This window comes from Staphylococcus sp. GDY8P198P (assembly GCF_017891615.1).
GTDB classification, from domain to species: domain Bacteria; phylum Bacillota; class Bacilli; order Staphylococcales; family Staphylococcaceae; genus Staphylococcus; species Staphylococcus cohnii.
In genome coordinates this window covers 217,414-241,126 of the sequence record NZ_JAESJQ010000001.1, presented here as the reverse complement: position 1 = coordinate 241,126, position 23,713 = coordinate 217,414, and the positions used below count along the sequence as shown (strand labels likewise).

At 33.2% G+C, this 23,713-nt stretch carries 16 protein-coding genes and 2 tRNA genes; 16 read left to right on the top strand and 2 right to left on the bottom strand.

The features are described 5' to 3' along the window. The first annotated feature begins 19 nt into the window (after positions 1–19). Both dnaB and KA824_RS00940 read left to right on the top strand, forming a co-directional pair. Positions 20–1,423, top strand: coding sequence for a replicative DNA helicase (dnaB, locus tag KA824_RS00945; protein WP_019468526.1), 1,404 nt, complete (start codon positions 20–22; stop codon positions 1,421–1,423). Positions 1,424–1,715: 292 nt separating this feature from the next. Then, a complete protein-coding gene (locus tag KA824_RS00940) occupies positions 1,716–2,999 on the top strand; it encodes an adenylosuccinate synthase (RefSeq protein ID WP_064264657.1) in 1,284 nt (427 codons plus the stop codon). Between the two features lie 110 nt (positions 3,000–3,109). On the opposite strand, the gene KA824_RS00935 is transcribed toward KA824_RS00940, so the two are convergent. Next, positions 3,110–4,330 (bottom strand): macrolide family glycosyltransferase, encoded by a 1,221-nt coding sequence (locus tag KA824_RS00935; RefSeq protein WP_181187415.1) that lies wholly within the window; start codon positions 4,328–4,330, stop codon positions 3,110–3,112. 300 nt (positions 4,331–4,630) lie between these two features. On the opposite strand from KA824_RS00935, the gene KA824_RS00930 reads away from it, so the two are divergent. The 11 genes from KA824_RS00930 to KA824_RS00880 all read left to right on the top strand — a co-directional run bounded on the left by KA824_RS00930 (position 4,631) and on the right by KA824_RS00880 (position 16,870). Continuing rightward, positions 4,631–4,705: transfer RNA gene (locus tag KA824_RS00930), tRNA-Glu, on the top strand. A gap of 7 nt (positions 4,706–4,712) precedes the next feature. Next, positions 4,713–4,785, top strand: a tRNA-Asp gene (locus KA824_RS00925). Between the two features lie 308 nt (positions 4,786–5,093). Continuing rightward, positions 5,094–5,540, top strand: coding sequence for a MarR family winged helix-turn-helix transcriptional regulator (locus tag KA824_RS00920; RefSeq protein WP_154409592.1), 447 nt, complete (start codon positions 5,094–5,096; stop codon positions 5,538–5,540). A 387-nt stretch (positions 5,541–5,927) separates the two neighbouring features. Continuing rightward, a complete protein-coding gene (locus KA824_RS00915) occupies positions 5,928–7,334 on the top strand; it encodes a DHA2 family efflux MFS transporter permease subunit (RefSeq protein ID WP_107523311.1) in 1,407 nt (468 codons plus the stop codon). Positions 7,335–7,676: 342 nt separating this feature from the next. Continuing rightward, entirely contained in the window at positions 7,677–8,378 is a 702-nt protein-coding gene (gene yycF, locus KA824_RS00910; RefSeq protein WP_019468531.1) for a response regulator YycF, read from the top strand. A gap of 13 nt (positions 8,379–8,391) precedes the next feature. Next, positions 8,392–10,224 carry a cell wall metabolism sensor histidine kinase WalK gene (gene walK, locus KA824_RS00905; protein WP_046207189.1) on the top strand — a complete coding sequence of 611 codons (1,833 nt, stop codon included), beginning with the start codon at positions 8,392–8,394 and terminating at the stop codon, positions 10,222–10,224. Further along, positions 10,214–11,554 (top strand): YycH family regulatory protein, encoded by a 1,341-nt coding sequence (locus KA824_RS00900; protein WP_040030064.1) that lies wholly within the window; start codon positions 10,214–10,216, stop codon positions 11,552–11,554. The genes walK and KA824_RS00900 overlap by 11 nt, the downstream gene beginning before the upstream one ends. Beyond that, positions 11,555–12,337 carry a two-component system regulatory protein YycI gene (locus tag KA824_RS00895; protein WP_107523312.1) on the top strand — a complete coding sequence of 261 codons (783 nt, stop codon included), beginning with the start codon at positions 11,555–11,557 and terminating at the stop codon, positions 12,335–12,337. Between the two features lie 434 nt (positions 12,338–12,771). Further along, a complete protein-coding gene (locus tag KA824_RS00890) occupies positions 12,772–13,572 on the top strand; it encodes an MBL fold metallo-hydrolase (RefSeq protein WP_103211427.1) in 801 nt (266 codons plus the stop codon). Positions 13,573–14,290: 718 nt separating this feature from the next. Then, positions 14,291–14,770, top strand: coding sequence for a 23S rRNA (pseudouridine(1915)-N(3))-methyltransferase RlmH (gene rlmH / locus KA824_RS00885; RefSeq protein ID WP_119517556.1), 480 nt, complete (start codon positions 14,291–14,293; stop codon positions 14,768–14,770). 123 nt (positions 14,771–14,893) lie between these two features. Continuing rightward, entirely contained in the window at positions 14,894–16,870 is a 1,977-nt protein-coding gene (locus KA824_RS00880; protein ID WP_107386113.1) for a GA module-containing protein, read from the top strand. A gap of 183 nt (positions 16,871–17,053) precedes the next feature. Here KA824_RS00880 and KA824_RS00875 read toward each other — a convergent pair whose 3' ends face one another. Then, on the bottom strand, positions 17,054–19,147 hold the full coding sequence (locus KA824_RS00875) for an amidase domain-containing protein (protein WP_119537747.1): 2,094 nt from the start codon (positions 19,145–19,147) through the stop codon (positions 17,054–17,056). Between the two features lie 217 nt (positions 19,148–19,364). Here KA824_RS00875 and KA824_RS00870 point away from each other — a divergent pair, with 217 nt between their 5' ends. The 3 genes from KA824_RS00870 to KA824_RS00860 all read left to right on the top strand — a co-directional run bounded on the left by KA824_RS00870 (position 19,365) and on the right by KA824_RS00860 (position 23,661). Continuing rightward, complete coding sequence (locus KA824_RS00870) at positions 19,365–22,214, top strand: YhgE/Pip domain-containing protein (protein ID WP_107386111.1); 2,850 nt, start codon at positions 19,365–19,367, stop codon at positions 22,212–22,214. An 85-nt stretch (positions 22,215–22,299) separates the two neighbouring features. Continuing rightward, positions 22,300–22,755: a MarR family winged helix-turn-helix transcriptional regulator gene (locus KA824_RS00865; protein ID WP_107383505.1), complete on the top strand. Its 456-nt coding sequence runs from the start codon at positions 22,300–22,302 to the stop codon at positions 22,753–22,755. 684 nt (positions 22,756–23,439) lie between these two features. Then, a complete protein-coding gene (locus KA824_RS00860) occupies positions 23,440–23,661 on the top strand; it encodes a hypothetical protein (RefSeq protein WP_107523783.1) in 222 nt (73 codons plus the stop codon). The last annotated feature ends 52 nt before the right edge of the window (positions 23,662–23,713 follow it).

The window sequence follows — 23,713 nt, the reverse complement described above, 5'->3', positions numbered from 1 at the left end:
GATATGAGGTGTAATCATAATGGATGGAATGTATGAACAAAATCAAATGCCCCACAGTAATGAGGCTGAACAATCTGTCTTAGGTGCCATTATCATAGATCCGGAATTGATAAACAGAACTCAGGAAGTCTTACTTCCTGAGTCCTTTTATAGAGGCGCACATCAACACATCTTTAGAGCCATGATGAACCTCAACGAAGATAATAAAGATATTGACGTGGTTACAATTATGGATCAACTGTCGTATGAAGGACGACTGAATGAAGCGGGTGGCCCACAATATCTAGCAGAATTATCTAGTAATGTACCGACAACTCGAAATATTCAATATTATACAGATATCGTATTTAAGCATGCGACAAAACGTAAGTTGATACAAACTGCCGATAGCATTGCTAACGATGGTTATAATGATGAATTAGAATTAGATACAATATTGAACGATGCAGAACGTCGAATATTAGAATTGTCATCTACACGTGAAAGTGATGGATTTAAAGATATTAGAGATGTGCTTGGAGAAGTGTATGAGAATGCAGAATTACTTGATCAAAATAGTGGTCAAACGCCTGGTATCCCAACTGGTTATCGAGATTTAGACCAGATGACCGCGGGCTTTAACCGTAATGATCTAATCATTCTGGCTGCCAGACCATCAGTAGGTAAGACTGCCTTCGCACTTAATATTGCACAAAAAGTTGCTACACATGAAGACCATTTCTCAGTCGGTATATTCTCGCTAGAAATGGGTGCAGACCAATTAGCAACACGTATGATTTGTAGTTCTGGTAACGTAGATTCGAACCGTTTAAGAACGGGTATGATGACAGAAGAAGACTGGAATCGCTTTACAATTGCAGTAGGTAAATTATCTAGAACAAAGATATTTATTGATGATACACCAGGTATTCGAATTACAGATATTCGCTCAAAATGCCGTCGTTTAAAACAAGAACACGGTTTAGACATGGTAGTGATTGATTATCTGCAATTAATCTCAGGTAGTGGTTCAAGATTCTCAGATAACCGACAACAAGAAGTATCAGAGATTTCTCGTACATTAAAAGCGATTGCCAGAGAAATGGAATGTCCAGTCATTGCACTAAGTCAGTTGTCACGTGGTGTAGAGCAACGTCAAGACAAACGACCAATGATGAGTGATATTCGTGAATCAGGATCAATCGAGCAAGATGCTGATATCGTCGCATTCTTATATCGTGATGATTACTATAATCGTGGCGAAGATGAAGACGATGATGATGGAGATACGAACTTTGAACCACAAACAAATGATGATAATGGTGAGATTGAAATTATAATAGCGAAGCAACGTAATGGTCCAACAGGGACTGTTAAATTACACTTTATGAAGCAGTATAATAAATTTACTGATATCGATTATGCACATGCAGACATGGGTTAAGAAAAAAGAATAAAATTTATTTTTTCCGTACGATTTATAAATGTATTTATTTATTGTACGGTTTTTGTTTGCATTTGGTTCTTTCTTTTTTAATGAAGTATGTGTTGTAATTAAATGGATATCGCTTTGAAAACCTTGATGACACTATGTTTAAGGTGTGTAATTGCATTTTTAAACATTTAATGAAATTCGAGAAAATGTAAAAAACCAATGTTCGATTTTTGTTTGCATTATTAGTGTGGTATTGGTAGAATACTTAATGGTTAATTGAGAAAAACTTGGAGGTGCTCATATGTCATCAATCGTAGTTGTTGGGACACAATGGGGAGACGAAGGTAAAGGTAAAATCACAGACTTTTTAGCAGAACAAGCAGATGTTATTGCACGTTTTTCAGGCGGTAACAATGCAGGCCACACAATTAAATTTGGTGGCGAAACATATAAATTGCACTTAGTACCATCTGGTATTTTCTATAAAGAAAAATTAGCAGTCATTGGTAACGGTGTCGTTGTCGATCCAGTAGCACTATTAAAAGAATTAGACGCTTTAAATGAAAGAGGTATTTCAACAGATAATTTACGTATTTCAAACCGTGCGCAAGTTATTTTACCTTATCATATTAAACAAGATGAATATGAAGAAGAACGTCGTGGAGATAATAAAATCGGTACTACGAAAAAAGGTATCGGCCCAGCTTATGTAGATAAAGCACAACGTATTGGTATTCGTGTTGCAGATTTATTAGATAAAGAAACGTTTGAAAAATTATTAAAAGAAAATATTGAATACAAATCAGCATATTTCAAAGGTATGTTTGATAAAGCATGTCCTTCATTTGAAGAAATCTTTGAAACTTATTACGCAGCAGGCCAACGTTTAGCAGAGTTCGTTACGGATACTGCAAAAGTATTGGACGATGCATTTGTAGCAGAAGAAAAAGTATTATTTGAAGGTGCTCAAGGCGTTATGTTAGATATCGACCACGGTACATACCCATTCGTTACGTCAAGTAACCCAGTTGCAGGTAATGTCACTGTCGGTGGTGGTGTTGGTCCAACATACGTATCTAAAGTCATTGGCGTATGTAAAGCTTATACATCACGTGTCGGTGATGGCCCATTCCCAACAGAACTATTTGATGATGATGGACACCACATCCGTGAAGTTGGCCGTGAGTACGGTACAACTACTGGACGTCCACGTCGTGTAGGTTGGTTCGATTCAGTTGTATTACGTCACTCTCGTCGTGCGAGTGGTATTACTGATTTATCAATCAACTCTATAGATGTCTTAACAGGCCTTAAAGAAGTGAAGATTTGTACGGCGTATGAATTGGACGGTAAAGAAATTACTGAATATCCAGCGAATTTAAAAGACTTACAACGTTGTAAGCCAATCTTTGAAACATTACCTGGTTGGACAGAAGATGTTACAGGTTGTCGCTCATTAGATGAATTACCAGACAATGCACGTAGATATTTAGAACGTATCTCTGAATTGTGTGACGTTCAAATTTCAATCTTCTCTGTAGGACCAGATCGTAATCAAACAAACTTATTAAAATCATTATGGTAAGCCGTTTACCTATAAAAACTGATTTATAAATTTAAAAAGTAAAATGTTGAAATGAAAAAACACCTTGTTGATGTAGCCTAATATGGCCATCTTTACAAGGTGTTTTTTATTTATATATTTGAATGTGTTACATATTGATCACGAAAATTTAGAATGTGATCGACTGCTAACTGATAACCTGTTTTATTACTAGATTGTATAGATTTAACTTTTCTGATATTACGTTGATAGTTCGGTATATCATCTAGCATGTCTAAGACAATTTGTTTTAACTCTCGGGACGTTATATTTTCTAGTTGTAACTGACGACCAACAAGTAGTTTTTCGATTTGGCGAGCCACAACGGGTTGATCTGCACTTTGCGGAAAAGCTAACATAGGTACTTCCATCAACATCGCTTCATTCGTACTATTCATACCCGCATGTGTTAAAAATAGTGACGTATGTTGCAATAATTCTGTTTGTGGCACAACATGTGCAACCGTAAAATTAGATGGTATCGCATTAAAATCTTCAAGTTGATTATCATGACCAATGGATACAACAAATGAAGCGTCGATATTTGCAAATGCTTCAAAGCAGAGATTGAAAAATTCAATATTTTGATTAAATACCGTTCCAAGAGAAATATAGACGACTGGTCGTGTGGTATCAATGTTGTCCATAAAGCCAGAATCTTTAGGTTTCAGTATGGAAGGACCAACAAACTTGTAATATTCAGGATCAAAGGCGTCATAACAAACTTGGAAACCTTTCATTACATAAGTGATATTAATATTTCCCGGGTTATTCATAACTTCAAAACGAGAAGGAATGGTTACATCATATGTTGATTCAACATGGGCTTTTAAATGATGAAAGGTTTCATCAGCATGTTGAATTTCTTGCTTGCTCACAGTAGAAGTTAAATGATTAATAAATGTTTCAAAAGATGTCTTTGTATGAGCAAATGAAGATACAGATGAAATCGATGGTAAATTCAATTTTTGCGCTAATATATAGCCACAACTAAACATAGAATCATGAATCATATAATCAAAATGCTCATTTTCAGTTTCTCTTAAAACTTGTGGCACAATGATATCTACAGTTTTTAATAAGCCATTGATAACATTGAACAAATGATGATTTTCATGATCAGTGAATGCTGTCATAATCGCTTCTGTAGGTAGCGTTCTAATTTCAGCGCCAGTATCTTTCAATTTATCTTTATATATATCGCTAGCGTAATAAACAACTTCTTCGCCACGATCAACTAATGCCTTAACAACTGCAATTGTTGGGTTTACATGTCCAGCAGAACCTGGATTAACAAATAATATTTTTGCCAATATTGCGCCTCCTTATTTAAACTAATTATAATTTTAGCAAAATGAATTTAAAACAAAAAAGATTTTGTATTTATTATTTACATTTTTAAATAAAAATGAAAAAGAACATAATTATAGAAGTAAGTGTACATCAATGTCTCTCAAAAGTGAGTTAATAAGCAAATAAAATACTGTTTTGACAGCTTCGAGTATTATTTTCTTACTTTATACATTAATGATAGAAAATTATACTAAATTAATTTAAAAAATAGCTTGTCAACCATAATGAGAGTTGATATAATTTATCTTGTGCTTAAGAGAGGCTCCTTGGTCAAGCGGTTAAGACACCGCCCTTTCACGGCGGTAACACGGGTTCGAGTCCCGTAGGAGTCACCATTTTTTAGGTCTCGTAGTGTAGCGGTTAACACGCCTGCCTGTCACGCAGGAGATCGCGGGTTCGATTCCCGTCGAGACCGTATTGCCCATCCAATAGGATGGGCATTTTTTTGTACAATTTTCTACGATATATATTTTAAACTTCATTCTATTGAAGATAGTAGTTATTTATGTATAAACATTAAAGCGTGTGCCTTCGTTTGTGAAACAAGCGGATGCTCAATTTAAATACGTAGAATTTTTAAATGTTTCATGTTAGTGCAGATTAGCACAGTTCATAAAAGTATCATTGTAAATGCGATGCTGCTTTGCAATAACACTTTTTTATACAATTAAAATAAAAAAGGTTAAACTAAATGTATTGAGTGAGACAAGAGGTGAAACAATAATGACTGTAGATCCAGAATTGAAAAATTTAGATATGCTAGATGCCCTGAGCGAACGACACGGTGCATTGAGGAATATTGTTGAAAACAAAGCAAATGACAAGAACGGGATACACAACTCCAGTTCAGAATGGTATATCATGGCAAAATTATACGTAAGTAAACTTACGTTTGTTGAAGTAACACAATCGGTTAATTTAACAAGGCAAGCCATTCATAAAGCGATTAAACAATTAGAAGAAAAAGAATTAGTTAAAGTTGAAAATTTAGTTCATAATAAAAAAGAGAAATGTGTGTCATTAACAGATAGCGGCATCGAATGCATTGAACAGTATATGACTTATAAACAATCCATTGAAAAACACATTGCACAAGTCATTGGAACTGAGCAATTACAGCTATTTAAAACGATTTTACATCAAGACTGGCAACTAGAAGACTTACAATAAAATATCCAAGCATGAAGTATTGTGCCATTTTAAAAGCAATGGTTACAATACTTTTAATTTTGTACTAAAAATTGTCAACCTAGTTGACAATAAAAGGAAAATTTTGATACAGTAATGAAGTTAATCGTTCGAGGACATTACTTTGAAGTAACAAATAACGTATACATATCAATGAAAAGATGTGTTTATCATTTAAAATTCATATTGTAAATGCTCAATGATATAAAACAAATTTGAATGGTATATCGAGATAAGTTATGGATCGAAGAGATTAATTTTAAAGGTAAATGCGTACGAAGTTTATCACGTACGACAGCATTACATATCAATGTTAGGTCTCTTAATAATACTTATACTTCATGGAACCATTAAAAAGGAGTATTTAAAATGACAACGCAAGTAAAAGTAAAGAACCCAAGCATGTACGCACTTGTACTTATGATTGGTGGATTTATGGGATTATTTAGTGAAACAGCGTTAAACATGGCACTCACAGATATTATGGCTGATTTTCAAGTTTCAGCTGCAGTGGTGCAATGGCTGACGACGGGATATTTACTCGTTATGGCTTGTTTAGTACCTGCTTCTTCTTATTTAATCAAGTGGTTTAATACGAAACCACTTATTATTACAGGAATTGTATTATCATTAATAGGCGTTATTATTGGTGCGCTCGCGCCTAATTTTAGTTTCTTATTATTAGGACGTATTGTACAAGCACTTGGCACAGGTATTTTACTACCAATCATGGTGACAGTGTTGATGCTTATATTCCCAATAGAAAAACGCGGTGCCGTGATGGGCATTATGGGTCTAGTGATTACCGCTGGACCTGCGCTTGGACCAACGCTGTCAGGTGTCATTATTTCAGCTTCTAGCTGGCATTATATTTTTTGGATTAGTGCGATTTTATACATTATCGTATTATTTATGGCAATTTCAAAAGTAGAAAATGTTGGAGAAATTACCAAACCTAAAATTGATATGATTTCTATTGCATTATCTACAATAGGATTTGCGGGATTAATCTTTGCATTAAGCACATTAGCTGAAGCACCATTTACAAGTACTATTGTATGGTTGCCGTTATTAATCGGCGTTGTTGCACTGGCTATCTTTATCGTACGACAATTCAAGATTGATTCGCCGATGCTTAATTTAAACGTATTTAAATATCCAATGTTTGTCATAGGGGCTGCAATGGTTTTCGTTACGATATTATGCATCCTATCTATGGGTATATTATTGCCGCTATATTTAAAAGGTGCTTTATTATTTAATTCGATTATTGCTGGTTTAATTTTATTACCAGGTAATGCAATCAATTTAATCTTATCCCCGATTGTTGGTTCCTTATTTGATCGTTTTGGTGCTAGATACTTTGGCATTTTCGGATTTTTACTGATGTTTATTGCTGCGTTAACGTTTGCATTAATGATTTCAGTTTCTACACCTGTTTGGGCTATTATTTTGGCATTCATGGTACTTTTCTTTGGCATATCGATGGTCATGATGCCAGCACAGACAAATGCCTTAAATCAATTGCCACACCACCTTTATGCTGATGGTTCAGCAACAATTACAACGTTAATACAAGTAGCAGGTTCAGCTGGTACTGCAATTGCCATTACGATTTATACCACAGCAATGCGTACCTTTGGCGCAAGCCATCCAAATGCAGAACAAGAAGTTGTACTGTCTTATGGTATCCAATATGCCTGTTTCTTTATTGTAATATTGACAGTTATCGGATTTATATTATCGCTCTTCGTTAAAAAATCTAAAAATATTTAATATTATCAGTGATGCATATCCAGTTTAAGCGACATCATGTTCAAATTATGACTAAGTTATCTCAAATACCTTAGTCAAAATAACATGACCCTTGCTGAGATATGTATCACTTTTTTATAGACTATGGGCAATATAGTCGCACAGTGATATCATGTTGTGTAGGCTTAATATATCTATAATTAACCTATTAATAGTAAAAAATGTTATAATTTTACAATATACCAATTTATTTTTTTGTTTAGAAAAATAGAATTAGCACGCTATAAATGGTAAATTATATTATAGAGAAATGCGTAGAAAAATATGTAAACGTACTACAATTTAGAAATGAGGTTTATAAATATGGCTAGAAAAGTTGTGGTAGTAGATGACGAAAAACCAATTGCTGATATTTTAGAGTTCAACTTGAAAAAAGAGGGTTATGAAGTATTCTGTGCATATGATGGTAATGACGCAGTAGATTTAATATATGATGAAGAACCAGACATTGTCTTATTAGACATTATGTTACCTGGTCGCGATGGCATGGAAGTATGCCGTGAAGTACGGAAAAAATATGAAATGCCAATAATTATGTTAACCGCAAAAGACTCAGAAATCGATAAAGTATTGGGTCTTGAACTTGGCGCCGATGACTACGTGACGAAACCATTTAGCACGCGTGAATTAATTGCGCGTGTCAAAGCAAACTTACGTCGTCATTATTCACAACCAGCACAAGAAGTGAACGATGCATCTAATGAAATTACAATTAAAGATATTGTTATCTATCCAGATGCATATTCTATTAAAAAACGTGGTACAGATATTGAATTAACACACCGTGAATTCGAACTGTTCCATTATTTATCTAAACACATGGGTCAAGTTATGACACGTGAACATTTATTACAAACTGTTTGGGGCTATGACTATTTTGGTGATGTACGTACAGTAGACGTAACGATTCGTCGCTTACGTGAAAAAATTGAAGACGATCCATCACACCCAGAATATATAGTGACACGCCGTGGTGTTGGATACTTCCTCCAACAACACGATTAGGGGACAATATTAAATGAAGTGGCTTAAACATTTTCAATCTCTACACACGAAACTTGTTATTGTCTATGTATTGTTAATCGTAATCGGTATGCAGATTATCGGTTTATACTTTACCAATAGTCTAGAAAAAGAATTAACACAAACATTTAAAAATAATATCTCGCAATACGCGAAACAAATAGAAATTAATATAGAAAAAGTCTATGACGAAGACAACTCAGTCAATGCACAAAAAGAAGTTCAAAATTTATTGAATGAGTATGCCAATAGACAAGAAATAGAAGAAATTCGTTTTATTGATAAAGATCAAATTATCATGGCTACCTCAAAGCAGTCTACGCGTAGTCTAATAAATCAAAAAGCTAATGACAGCTCCATACAAAAAGCGCTATCTCTAGGAGAAATTAATAGCCATACAGTATTAAAAGACTATGGTAATGGAAAACAACGTGTGTGGGTCTACAATTTACCAGTGAAGACATCAGATGATGGCACAATTGGTGATGTTTATATAGAAGCAGATATCAACGATGTATATAACCAATTAAGTAACATCAACCAGATCTTTATTGTTGGGACAGGCATCTCGCTATTAATTACAGTGATACTAGGTTTCTTTATTGCGCGCACAATCACAAAGCCAATTACCGATATGCGTAACCAAACCGTTGAGATGTCTAAAGGTAACTATACGCAACGTGTTAAAATTTACGGTAATGATGAAATTGGTGAACTTGCACTAGCCTTTAATAATTTATCCAAACGTGTACAAGAAGCACAAGCAAATACAGAAAGTGAAAAACGACGTCTAGACTCTGTCATTACGCATATGAGTGATGGTATTATCGCAACCGATCGTCGTGGCCGTGTGCGTATTGTCAACGATATGGCATTAACGATGCTAGGCATGATGAAAGAAGAAATTATCGGTCATTACATGTTAAATATGCTTAAATTAGAAGAAGATTTTTCATTAGATGAAATTCAAGAAAATAATGATAGTTTCTTATTAGATATCAATGAAAGTGAAGGTATAATCGCTCGTGTAAACTTTAGTACAATCGTACAAGAGACTGGCTTCGTTACAGGTTATATTGCCGTACTTCATGACGTAACAGAACAACAACAAGTTGAACAAGAACGTCGCGAATTCGTGGCGAATGTTTCACATGAATTACGTACGCCGTTAACATCCATGAATAGTTATATCGAGGCATTAGAAAGTGGTGCATGGAAAGATGATGCGTTAGCACCACAATTTTTATCAGTAACACGTGAAGAAACAGAACGTATGATTCGACTCGTAAACGATTTACTACAATTATCAAAAATGGATAACGAATCAGATCAGATTACCAAAGAAATTGTCGACTTTAATATGTTTATCAATAAAATTATTAATCGCCATGAAATGTCAGCGAAGGATACAACATTTGTACGTGAGATTCCAAAACAAACAATCTTTACAGAAATTGATCCAGATAAGATGACACAAGTGTTTGACAATGTCATTACCAACGCAATGAAGTATTCACGTGGTGATAAACGTGTTGAGTTTCACGTGAAACAAAACTCACTGTATAATCGTATGACCATCCGCGTCAAAGATAACGGCATTGGTATCCCTATCAATAAAGTAGATAAAATCTTTGATCGTTTCTACCGTGTAGATAAAGCACGGACGCGAAAAATGGGTGGTACAGGATTAGGACTAGCCATTTCTAAAGAAATTGTCGAAGCACATAACGGTCGCATCTGGGCAAATAGTGTAGAAGGACAAGGTACGTCAATCTTTATTACACTTCCATGTGAAGTACTAGAAGATGGTGATTGGGATGCAGAGTAAAGAACTAATTAAATCTATTATCCTATTTCTTTTAGTACTCATGAGTGCGATTTTGACGTATATGACATGGAACTTTTCACCTGATTTGGCTAATGTTGATAAACAAGACAATAGTAAAAAAGAAGCGAAATCAAATACAATCGGTAAACCTTTGAAACAAGGGATGCCTCAAGTGATCACACCATACCAAGTCATTCACTCTAAAGGTGAAAGTACAGAAGGTATGGAAGCAACACGCAGCAATGTCGAAGAAATCATTAAACCCTTAAAAAATCATCGTGTATTACACGCTGAACAAATGCACAGCAATCATAATTTAATTATTCCAGACTTGAGCGATGAATTTTTAGTATTGGACTTCACCTATGATATGCCACTTGCTACATATTTAGGACAAGTATTAAATATCAATGCCAAAGTACCCAACAACTTTAAATTTGATCGCCTGTTAATAGACAACAATCAAGACGGCAAAATTAAACTTTATGCGATTAGTAAAGATAGACATAATGTTGTACGCATGACCACAACTGTGAAGACAGATAAATTCACACAAGCATTGGAAAACCAGCATAAGCATATGCAACCATACACAGAAATTATTACCAATAAAGATACGATAGATAAAGCGACACATATCTTTGCGCCGAAGTCACCAAAAGGACAAAAATCCTACCATACAATCTATAATCACATTAGTGTAGATACCATGAATTCAATACTATTTAACGATTCAGTGGTAGTGCGTAGTTCAAGAAGCGGTGCAGTCACTTACAACAATAATACAGGTGTGGCCAACTACAATGATGAGACCGAAAAATATCGCTACACAAATCTATTAGAAGATGAAAACCGTTCAACGAACATGCAAGAAAGCATTCCAAGCACCTATGCATACATCAATAATCACGGTGGTTTTACAGATGATTTCAGATTATTCCATACAGACGATAAACGTGGCGATCTGACTTATCAACTGTTCTTGAATGGACGACCAACGTTTAACGACGACGATTTAAATACATTGAAAGTTTCTTGGGGCAATAAAGGTATTTATAGCTATGCGCGTACGTTATTAAAAGCAAATGTAACTATTGATAGTGGCGAAAAAGAAGTCAACCTGCCAGGCGCTGAAACTGTCCGTTCGGAACTAGCCAATAATCCTGAAGTAGATTTCGAAAAGGTAACAAACATGACCATTGGTTACCGCATGGAAGATAAACAGGACAACGGTGATATAGAAATCCAGCGCAACAGTGAATTTAAGCCCTGTTGGTATGTAGAGTACGATGACAAGTGGCGTGCATACAAAGATGGGGGGCTAGAATAAATGAACTGGAAACACACGAAAACATTATTTATTTTTGTATTTATTCTAGTGAACATCAGCCTTATCATCATCTATATTGATAAAGTCAACAAATCTCATATTAACGATAGCGCCGACGAAAATGCAGTGAATTTTAAACAAGAAAAAATAGAAATTCCTGAAAATTTGCCAAGCGTTAAAAATATAGAAATGCAACTACTCACTGCAAGATCTAATGATTTTTCATCTTATGCAAAAGCACGTTCAAGTATTGCAAGCGAAGAAGACGGTCAAAAAATCAAAGGTGAAATCAATGATCCAATTGATGTAGGTAACGATCAATACACAGATTTAAAATCGTATGTTAAAGATAAAATCTTTAAAGGTCAAAATTACGAAATGAGTAAAATTGACGATAAAAATGTTACTTTTGAACAGACTTATAACGACTTTCCAATCATGAATAATAGTAAAGCACAACTCAAATTTAATATCAATGACGATGGTAAAGCATCAAGCTACAGACAAACAGCTATGAAATCCATAGAGCCATCAGAAGGTGCTAACAACGATAAGAAACAAGTAAACACTGCGAAAAGCGCGATAGAAGCACTTTATTATAATCGTTATCTTAAACGAAACGATGAAGTGACCAACGTCCGACTCGGCTATTATACCGTCGTTAAAGAGCCTAACGTGCAAGTACTAGAAGCCAATTGGGAAATCAAAGTAAAACATAAAGACGAATCCAAGACATATTACGTCGAAGCTATTTCAGACAGTCCCAAAATTGTTGAAGAATAGTGCGGACATAGCATTTATGACTTCACGCAAGCATATCGTTTAGTGAGTATTGAAAGATTTATCATAAAAATAAGAGAGCGGATATACGAAATCAAAAGTATTAACATTGATTTTGATACCGCTCTTTTATTATGTACTTTGAGACACAGTATTTAAAAAACAAGACACCACATTAAACATTAAATTCAATTTAAGCTTCAAAGTATGTTAAAATAGATTATTGTTAAATCAAAGTTATAAACCAACTGCGTTGATTTAAGATGAACGCATGTAAGCATAAATATGTACCACATAGGATAGTTCAAAAGTACATAATTTAAAAAACACAACAGATATAAAAACTTTAATCATTAGACAGAGGGCATGTTGAGGTCACATAAACCGTAGACTGCCTATACAAATTATAAGCAACGAGTGTTTATCGATTAGAAAGGGTGAATCGCTTGATACGAATGAGTGTATTAGCGAGTGGTAGTACAGGTAACGCCACTTATGTAGAAAGTGATAAAGGTAGTATTCTCGTCGATGCAGGCCTGACAGGTAAGAAGATGGAAGAACTGTTTGGTCAAATCGACAAACAAATTAAGCATTTAAACGGCATTTTAGTAACACATGAACATTCCGACCATATCAAAGGCCTTGGTGTCTTAGCACGTAAATACGGATTGCCAATATACGCAAACGAAAAAACATGGTCGGCAATCGAAAAGAAAGATAGTAAAATTCCAATGGATCAGAAATTCATTTTTAATCCATACGAGACTAAGTCTATTGCAGGCTTTGATATTGAATCATTTAACGTGTCTCACGATGCCATAGATCCACAGTTTTATATCTTCCATAATAATTATAAAAAATTCACGATACTCACAGACACAGGCTACGTTTCAGATCGCATGAAAGGCATGATTCAAGGCAGTGATGCTTTCGTATTCGAAAGTAATCACGACGTTGACATGCTTCGTATGTGTGGCTATCCATGGAAGACAAAACAACGTATCCTCAGTGATATGGGACACGTATCTAATGAAGATGCAGGGCTCGCCATGACAGACGTCATTACAGGCAGCACGAAACGCATCTACCTATCTCACTTATCACAAGACAACAACATGAAAGACCTTGCACGCATGAGCGTTGGCCAAGTCCTAAACGAACACGACATCGATACAGAAAAAGAAGTACTTCTCTGCGACACAGACAAAGCTCAAGCCACACCAATATATACACTATAATAAAGCAGCCCTTGCCCTTCATTGAAGCGGTTAGGGCTTTTTTGTGCACTAACCCGAGATTACTGTAAGCTATTGTTTAAACGGCTTGTTTGAAAAGTTAGAGGATCTTGATGGATTTGCTGAAGATGATTCGAAGCGTAGTTGGCATATGAAGTGAAATTGAGTACTTTTTAACACGATGGCTAAACGTAAATCTAGTTAAAGCACCAGTTTTCATATTATTGAGTTATCGGAGACGATTTATGCATGATCCTTAGTCTCTTGCCGTGATGACACGACGAAATCATTTTAACTAAATTAGAGGTTTGTTTAACTATCAATTTTATAAAATGACGAGCTAATTAAAGTAGTTACATATATGCATTTATCTGATAATTTATAAACAGTGGATAACTTACCTTATAGCTTGAACGAACATGAGATTTTGTAAAATAAACGTAAATTTTGTGAATAAGTATGTAAGACAATCGGCAACTTATCCACGTATTTATCCAAAGTTATCCAGAGATGTGCACAATTAACAGAGAAATACCCACATTATACACAGAGTTATCCACAAATAAACAGGTTATCCACTCTTACTTGTGAAAAAAACGTAAATTATTTTAAATTATCGTATACATTCCTGTTATAATAAGAGGGAATTGTGTGAATAAGTGCATAACTTGTGGATAAGTCTAATAACTATTGATTTTTAAGCTTTTACAGGAGGCATATTATGAAAATTACTATACTTGCAGTTGGCAAATTAAAAGAAAAATACTGGAAACAAGCCATAGCTGAATACGAAAAACGTTTAGGTGCGTATTCCAAAATTGAAATTATTGAAGTACCAGATGAAAAAGCACCCGAAAATATGAGTGACAAAGAAGTTGAACAAGTGAAAGAAAAAGAAGGCCAACGCTTACTAGCAAAAGTAAAGCCACAATCCACAGTCGTTACTTTAGAAATAAAAGGCAATATGCTGACTTCTGAAGGACTTGCTAAAGAATTAGAAAGCCGCATGACACGTGGCCAAAGCGACTTCACATTTATTATCGGTGGTTCCAATGGCTTGCATCAAGACGTTTTAAACAGAAGTGACTACGCACTATCATTCAGTAAAATGACATTTCCACACCAAATGATGCGCGTCGTCTTAATCGAGCAAGTCTACCGTGCGTTTAAAATCATGCGCGGTGAACCCTATAATAAATAAAGCTAAAAGTTGAGTTGTACAATATTTATTACTTTAAATGAGATAGTATTTCAATATTGCTATTTGAATAAATTTATATAACCTATATAATGAGGATGAATAATTAGAAGAAAGGTGAATTTAATGAAAAAGTTAAGGTATAATAATTTAAATAATAAAACTAGATTAAATCATCAATTTAAATTTTCTAGTGTGGCCCTCATTATTAGCACTTCTTTAATGGGATATAGTGTGACTTCAACACCATCAGTAGAAGCAAAAGATAAGGCTGATTTAAATATTGAGACACATTCGAATAGTGAAAATACGCTAGAAAAACGCATTCAAGAAGGTAAAGAGAAAATTGATAAACTAAAAAACATTAAAGATAGTCAGAAAGATGCTTCTATTAATGAAATTATAAAAGCTAAAAGTACAGAAGAAGTTGAAGCAATATTGAAGAAAGCAAAAAAGGTTGATAATAAAATCATTGAACAGAATAAAGTGCAGAGTCATTTAATTGAAAATGACAAAAAGGAAGTATCTGAAGATAAGGAAAGTGTAAAAAGTGAGTTAGATGGTCAAAAAAATATAGCCTCTTCTGTCAAAGAAAAGTCTAACCATATTGAAGAACAAGATAGTAATGAATTGTTCGATCAAGAAGGTCTGCAAGATAATACGTTTGATGCTAATTTAAATCAAAGAGATACAAAGCAAGATACAGCTCATTTGTTTGATGATAGTGTTAATTTTTCCAATTTAGTTGATATGGGTAAACTAAATGAAGAAAGTAAAGATATAGCAGATATGAATGATAGTGAAGAAAATAAAAATACGGCTTCAGAAAAAGACGAAGGCGCTGTTAAAGAAAACAACCAAGACGGTTTAGCATTTAAAGATACATCTAATACTAAGAGTAATCAAATGCAACAATCAGACAAAATTAAAAAAGACATCGATAAAGTTACGACAAACCATTCAAAAGTAAAAGATAATTTAGATTATTATGTCGAAAATAAAGAAAATAATTTAAAGATATTGGATTCAAAGCTTTCTGAACGAGACTCAATATCTGCTAAAAACAAAGAAAAATTGAAAAAGGAAATAGAAAAAACGCAACAAAGTCTAAAAAAACAAAATGACGTTGTATTAAATCATTTACAATCTGTAAATAATAAAGAACAAGCTGTAAAAGATATTGTTAGTGGTACTTTTGATGAAAAGAGTGCACAATCTATTTTAGAACGTATAGATACAAAAGGTAAAACAGATCAACAAATCGCGAGTCAAGTTGTTAGTGAGTTAGATAACTTATCTACTACTACGAGTGATGATATTTTAAAATCTATGTTTGATAAAACAACTGATAAGCAAGAACTTATTAAAACAATTCTATTAACTAAATTTGATCATATAGATACATCAAAAATCGTTGATGAAATAATGCATAAAAATCCTAGTAACGAACAAATTGTAGCTTTAATCAAACATCATTTTGGGCACAATGTTACAAGTGATGATATTTTAGAAAATATATTGGACCAATCTCATGATAAACGTAAAGCTTTAGAAACAATGCTAGCTACGAAATTAAATGATGCTAAAGCTAAAGCGCTTGCTGACGTTATTGCCAAAAAAGAAGATTCTAAGCATAACTTATTAAATCTAATGAAATCGGGAATTAATAATGAGTTGAATGATCTATTAAAGGCTGATAAAGACATAAGTAAATTTAAAGATGATATGCATGGTTTGTTTGAACCATTAAAATATACGCCAAGTTTATCTAATAAATTTGATGGGAGTTTGTTAGACAGAGCTGAACAGATGCGAAAATTAAGTGGAAATTCAAAATTACTTGGTACACCAAGTCTATTTGACGATTTATTCAATAGAAACAGTATATTAGATGGAATTAAGGATATATCTAATCCTTCGCCTGGTCGTGCTTTATCTCTAGGTGATTCCTCGGGTAGCTTTTTAAGTGGTTTATTTGACAATAATGGTGATTTTTCTTTACCTGATACAGGAACAGTAGTAAAAAAATCAACGATTCCATTAGGGATTCTACTTTTCATTATAGGTGGTGGATTAATATGGTTCACCAAACGAAATAAATAGAAAAATTGTAAATATTAACTCATACTGTATTTTAGTATGAGTTAATTCATATAGTATATTTAAAATGCTCCATTCAAAGTGAACACTAGTAAGTGGGACTTTGAATGGAGCATTTGTATTTTGAATGAATAAAAGCTAAATTAAACACTTTAATAAATAAAATAAAGGGAATATTTAAACATACTAGTTATTACCTGTAATGTAACTCAATTCAGTTGCAGCATCTGCATCAATTGTTCTGTAAGAAACGATACCAAGTCCTTTAATGTTTGATTCTGATATAACGATAGAACCATCATCGTTAACTTTTTCTACAAAAGCTACATGACCGTAAATCTGGTCTGCCCCTTGTTGACCTGCCTCAAATACAACGGCAGTGTGTGCTTTTGGTGTTGAAGAAACAGCATAATCTTTTCTTTCTGCTCGATTATTCCAGTTTCGTGCGTCGCCTAAATCACCACTCACATATTTCTCGAACTGTGCCATGCGATTATAAACATACCATGTACATTGCCCATGAGGATAAGGAGAGTCATTTGTTGTTTCTGAAAATGGTTTGAAAGCTGAATCATAATCATCGTTGTTCGCTTTGTATTTATCTAAATCAGGCATATTTTTATTATCAAATTGTGTTAAGTCATAGTGGTTGATAATACTATTTAATTTGTCCGCGTATTGTGAATCAGTCGCGTATGTGGTAGCCAAATGCATTGTTGCTGAACGGTAACTATAAGCTTCACTTTTCCATGTTGGTTTATAAATGTCCTGATTACCATCGATGCCGTGTTTGATTAAATTGGCATAATCTTCCAATGATTCTTTTTTGCTTGGATAGCTACGGAAGTTTGCTGAAATTTGAAACGTATGGCTGCCATTATCTTCAAGTGTATTAAATGTAGCCGACTGACCTTCATAAGCTCCTTTTATTCCAAATAAATTGAAATGTGGTGAACTAGCAAGATTGCTAGTTCCTGAGTCAGATTCTAATATGGCTTGTGCAATCATAACAGATGCATAAATATCTTCATCTTGACCTATGTCGTGAGCGTCTTGTGCAATTGATTTAATAAAACCTCGTGTGTTTTTATTTTCAGTAATTGTTATATCGTTAGAATTTTTACTATCATCTGATAAATTTGGCAATTGTTGGAAAATTGCAGTAGATCTGATGTTTGATTGGTTTATGTCGTTTTCAAATGATTGAGCTGGCTTTTCTTTTTTAGCTAATTGTGATTCAGAAGGTAATTGAGGGTTAGCATTTGTATTAGATGCCTGTTTCTCAGAATTATTTTCCTTACTTTTACTATTTCCATTTGATAAATCATCTTTTTTAGCATCATATTGTTTTTTATTATTTTTAGCATTTTCACTATACTCGTCTAAAATTGCATCTAATACTTTATCGTCAGATTTTGTATCTGATTTATCAGCATTTTCGTTATCACTGTTGGCATTATCGTTTTCAGTAGCAGGTGTGTCATTATCTTTGTTGTCTAGATCATCAGCATCATTATTTGCTTCTTCATAAGATCGATCTTGTTGGGAAGATCGTTTTGACTCACCATCATCTTTTTTTTGATTTTTATCAATTGGAAGTTTGTTTGATTCAGACTTATTATCTATATCATCATTCTTTGACTTCTCAGATGACTGTACATCATCAATGTCACCTTGTAGTGAACCCTTATCACTATTTTTTTCTAAATTGTTAGTATTTGATTCGTCACTATCATCCGAATTTGTCGTATTTGGATTTATTTGATCTATAGATGTATCATCATTTTTACTCTCATTCTTCTCGTTTTGTACATTGTTATTCTCTATAGTAGAAGTTTGTTTCATTTTATTATTAGAGAACAGTTGATTTAATAATTCAGATAGCCCATCATTGTCACTCTTAAAAGGTTCTGGCTTGAAAACATTCAAACTATCATAAGACGATGAATCATTAAATGAATTTTCAAATGAACTCGGTATTTTTTCGTTGGATGATTCATTATCAGAAGTTTTATGTCTTTTATTATTAATATCTTCTGTAGTCCTTTCATCTTTTGTACTATTTTCCTTTTCATCACTAGACTTATTCTTTTCATCATTTCCATTTTTTGATAAATGCGATTGCTTAGCTTGCTCCTCATCTTTTTCCTTATACACGTCATTTGATTCAGAAGTTGTGGCACTTTTTTCTAAAGATTCGGCACTAACATCGTTGATAGAAAATGATGGAATAAGTAAAGAAGTTGAAAGCAAACAGACTAATAATTTTTGTTGCTTCATGAAAATACCTCTTTTCTAAAATATATTACTTTACTATGTACAAACTATGGTTTGTCTTGGTACACTGTAAACAGACTTAGATATAGTTGATGTGTATCAACTAAAAAATGGAAAAATTCGTTAATGCATTCATTATATCAACTTATATGAAATTAACAAATAGTAATTTTAAATTTATGTAAGAAAAATCAATAGATACAGTTTTAGAGGTGTATAAATGAAGAACGCAATAAAATTATTTATAATGGATTTGAAAAAGATTGCTAAGACGCCTGCTGTTTTAGTGATTTTAGGAGGTTTAGCACTTCTTCCTTCTTTTTATGCTTGGTTTAACTTAGAAGCGACATGGGATCCATATGGTAATACTAAAAATATTAAAGTAGCTGTTGTAAATGAGGATAAGGGAGATACAGTTAAAGATAAAAGTGTGAACGTGGGCAATAAAATTACCAATAAACTAAAGAAAGACGATAACTTTGATTGGCAATTTGTAAGTCGAAAAAAAGCCGATCATGATTTGAAGATGGGCGATTATTACGCGGCCATTTACATACCAGAGAAGTTTACGCACCAAATTACCGGCACACTTCGAAAAAACCCACAGCAAGCAGACGTAGAATACAAAGTGAATCAAAAACTTAATGCGATTGCGCCTAAAATGACAAATGCAGGGACGAGTGCCATTGTTCAAAAAGCAAATGAACAATTTAATGAGACAGTAACAAAAGCATTATTAGATGAAGCAAATCGACTTGGCGTGAAACTTGAGGAAGAAATTCCAACCATAAATAAAATTGAAGATGCAGTATCTAAAGCTAATGATTCTATACCTAAAATTAATGATTTTGCTGATAAAATAATATATTTAGATGAAAATCAGGATGAGATTGACAATTATGCTGATGAATTTAGAGCGTTAGGAAATCATAAAGGTGAAGTTATAGATGCTGCAGATAAATTAAACCAAGTTAATGCGGCCATTCCGACATTAAATGAGCGAGCTAAATTGATATTGGCATTAAATGACTACATGCCAAATATTGAAAATGCCTTGAATGTTGCATCTAATGATGTACCAGAAGCTTTTCCAAAAATTAATCGTGGTGTAGACCTTGCAAGCGCAGGGGTTGACGCAGGGTTACAAGGCCTGAATGAAGCGCAAGGATATTTACCTGCAGTGCAACAGCGTGTCGAAGGCTATCAAGAAGTCGTTGATAATGCACAAGAAGCAAATCAAAATGCTAATAATCGATTACAAGAAAATGTTGAAACTGAGCAGCAAAGTTCTAAAGGGTCAGATAGTTATTCAAATATTAAAACTTCGCAAATAAGTAATGGTAATAGCGACAATGCTGGGAATAATCAAAATGGAACAGCAATAAGTAGTGAAGATGTAAGCGCAATGGAATCTTCACTATCAAAATCATTATTATCTTTATCCAATTATACCGACAAACAAGCGGAAAGTAGTCAAGAAGATATTAATGCGCTAAAAAATGTCACTTACGGTATTATATCTACAGATAAGCCAAAAGATTTCAAAGAAACTTTAGATAATATTAAATCTAGACTTGAAGTAACAAGTAAGTCCAATCAAAAGTTTATAGATATATTATCAGAGCTTGAAGATAGAGAAAAGGTAGATCTTTCTGATGAGATTAAGGAATTAGAATCAGCAAATAATAGAATTAATAATTTAATTAAGACACAAAATCAACTTAGTGAAGCACTTTCGAATGGAAGTTCTGGTAAAGAAGAAGCAGTAGAATTACTTAAAGAAATTCCACGCGTGAATAGTAGCTTAGATGATTTAAGAAACTATATTAAGTCAGAACTAAACCAAAAATTATTAGATGTATCTAATGATGTGATGTCATTATTAGATGACGGCGATATAAAACTATCAACTGTTCAATCGAAATTAAACACAATTGATCAAGTTATAAATTCAGGAGAAAGTATTTTAACTACTGGTAAGGATAGAATTGAGACGATTCAAAGTGCACTACCAGTCATTGAGCAAAGATATATGGATGCAATGTCTATTGCTCAAAATTATTATCCACAATTTAAACAAAGTGTTTCTAACGCAGCATCATTTATTGAAAATGACTTGCCAGGTTTAGAACAACAGTTATCTGATACAACAGCAACTGTGAACAATACAATACCAACACTGTTTAATCGCTATGATAATTTGGTAGATATTTTAGATACAAATCAACCACGTGCAAAAGAAAGCTTGCACAATTTGGCAGATTTTGCCCGTAATCAATTACCAGATGTTGAAAAAGATCTGGCTAAAGCGAACAAACTATTTGATGAGATTGAAGACGACGATGCAGTGGATAAAATGGTAGACCTATTGAAAAATGATTTGAAAAAACAAGCTAATGTAATCGCAAATCCAATTAATATAGATCAAAAAGATATATTTCCTGTGAAAGACTACGGTTCAGCAAGCACACCATTTTACACAGCATTAGCAATATGGGTAGGAGCTTTATTACTAGTAAGTTTATTAACGACAGATAATAAACATAAAACATTAGAGCCACATCTAACGACAAGAGAAATTTATCTAGGAAAGAGTGGGTTGTTCTACACGTTGGGTATTATCCAAGCACTCATCGTATCAATTGGAGATATAGTGATACTGAAAGCGCAAGTTGAATCTGTTGTATGGTTTATTGCTATATCAGTATTCTCATCACTTGTATTTATTTCAATTGTATATACTTTAGTGTCATTGTTAGGAAATCCAGGGAAAGCAATTGCAATCATCTTCCTTGTACTACAAATAGCAGGTGGTGGTGGAACCTTCCCAATCCAAGTTACACCAGAGTTCTTCCAAGTCATTCACCCTTATTTACCTTTCTCCTATTCAATAGATGCTTTAAGAGAAGCAGTTGGAGGACCTGTACCTGAAATTTTAACTAAAAAATTAGTGGTACTTTCATTATTTGGTATAGGATTTTTATTAATTGGTGTTATCTTTAAACCAATTACTGATCCACTGATGAGAAAAGCAACTGAAAAAGCTGAAGAAAGTGATGTAATGGAATAAAGTTATTATGCTTATAATAAGTAATATTTAATTTTTAAAAAATAAATGATGGTTGAAAAATGATAGTTTAGTAAGGAAGGTTAATATGGAGGATAAAGAGGGAAACTTAGAAATATTAATTAACCAATTCTATGATGCTACAGCGAATATTAATAAAGCAATTACTAACATGGTTAAAGAATTGGAACCAGGTCGTTACTTATCTTATGAACAAATAGAAACAATGTATTTTATTCAGCATAATGAAAAAGTATCGATTAACGACTTAGCAAATAAGCAACGTACTTATAAGACAGCTGCATCAAAACGTGTTAAGAAGTTAGAATACAAAGGTTATGTGCAACGAGTTTATTCTAATGATAAACGTACTAAATTAGTGAGTTTGACGCATAATGGAGAACGCTTATTAAAAGAAATAAAAAACAACTTAACAAAAGAAATAAAATTACTTTTATTAAGCTGTTTTGTTAGAGAAGATTTTGAAAAATTTATGTATCAGCTCATGAATTTTGAAAAGACATTTTTAAAAAAGTACTACTAGAGTAAGTTAATTTCACTAAATTAAAGTATCCGCTGTAACTTAGATATTTAAAAAAATAAAAATTTAACGTTTATTAATCGTAATCATATTAGTAAGAACATTGAGTCATTTATTATAAGAAACCAACCGCTACATATTTGTATTATACATGTAGATTGCTATCAGTTAATTCATTCATCCTAAAATTACTGTTCATATTGCTAAAAGATTATTGTAGTTACTATCCCAATATATAAAAATCATAAAATTTGTTTAGCCGGTTTCATATTGAAACCGGCTATTTATTAACCAAAAACCGCATCATAAATCGATAAGCAGAAGCGTATCACAAATAAAACTAAAAAATAAGTTGTGTATACTTTTAATGAAAAATAATTATATGTAGAAGGAGGATTTGAAATTGAGGTGGCTAGTTTAATAGTTTCAATATGTTCAGTAATCATTGCTATTTTTGCTTGTATAGCTACAATTGTAACTGCTAGTTATACAAAAAGTCATATATAATCAAAATAAAGGATATATAGGTATATACTATGAAGGATATCATATAGGGATTTTGCCAAAAAAATTGTAATTAAAATTTATGGTAATTCCCCGGCAAAAATTGATGAAATAAATATAAAAGAAAAAGATATACCAAATTATCTAAAGAAGTTTTTTGAAGCTCAAAAAGAGAAGACATATATGCCCAATCAATCTGCGACTTGTATTGTTTTATCAGCAGACTATGATTCTTCAATTGAATTAAATTACAGTTACGAAAGCATGTATAAGAATGAAAGTGAATCTGTTACTATTGACTTAAGTACGACTAATAAAGAGCTATATACAAAATTTGAGAAGCTAAATAGCGAATTTGAAAATGAATTACTTACAGCTTTAAATCAATTATATAGCAAAATTTAAAAATCCCCATCTATAATGTTAGGTGGGTATTTTGATGAATAAGTATGCTTAT

Coding starts and splice junctions, on each gene's coding strand:
- KA824_RS00895 (WP_107523312.1), top strand. CDS start 11,555: ATGAACTGGAAACACACGAAAACATTATTTATTTTTGTATTTATTCTA.
- KA824_RS00860 (WP_107523783.1), top strand. CDS start 23,440: ATGCCCAATCAATCTGCGACTTGTATTGTTTTATCAGCAGACTATGAT.
- walK (WP_046207189.1), top strand. CDS start 8,392: ATGAAGTGGCTTAAACATTTTCAATCTCTACACACGAAACTTGTTATT.
- KA824_RS00900 (WP_040030064.1), top strand. CDS start 10,214: ATGCAGAGTAAAGAACTAATTAAATCTATTATCCTATTTCTTTTAGTA.
- yycF (WP_019468531.1), top strand. CDS start 7,677: ATGGCTAGAAAAGTTGTGGTAGTAGATGACGAAAAACCAATTGCTGAT.
- rlmH (WP_119517556.1), top strand. CDS start 14,291: ATGAAAATTACTATACTTGCAGTTGGCAAATTAAAAGAAAAATACTGG.
- KA824_RS00920 (WP_154409592.1), top strand. CDS start 5,094: ATGACTGTAGATCCAGAATTGAAAAATTTAGATATGCTAGATGCCCTG.
- KA824_RS00880 (WP_107386113.1), top strand. CDS start 14,894: ATGAAAAAGTTAAGGTATAATAATTTAAATAATAAAACTAGATTAAAT.
- dnaB (WP_019468526.1), top strand. CDS start 20: ATGGATGGAATGTATGAACAAAATCAAATGCCCCACAGTAATGAGGCT.
- KA824_RS00915 (WP_107523311.1), top strand. CDS start 5,928: ATGACAACGCAAGTAAAAGTAAAGAACCCAAGCATGTACGCACTTGTA.
- KA824_RS00870 (WP_107386111.1), top strand. CDS start 19,365: ATGAAGAACGCAATAAAATTATTTATAATGGATTTGAAAAAGATTGCT.
- KA824_RS00865 (WP_107383505.1), top strand. CDS start 22,300: ATGGAGGATAAAGAGGGAAACTTAGAAATATTAATTAACCAATTCTAT.
- KA824_RS00875 (WP_119537747.1), bottom strand. CDS start 19,147: ATGAAGCAACAAAAATTATTAGTCTGTTTGCTTTCAACTTCTTTACTT.
- KA824_RS00940 (WP_064264657.1), top strand. CDS start 1,716: ATGTCATCAATCGTAGTTGTTGGGACACAATGGGGAGACGAAGGTAAA.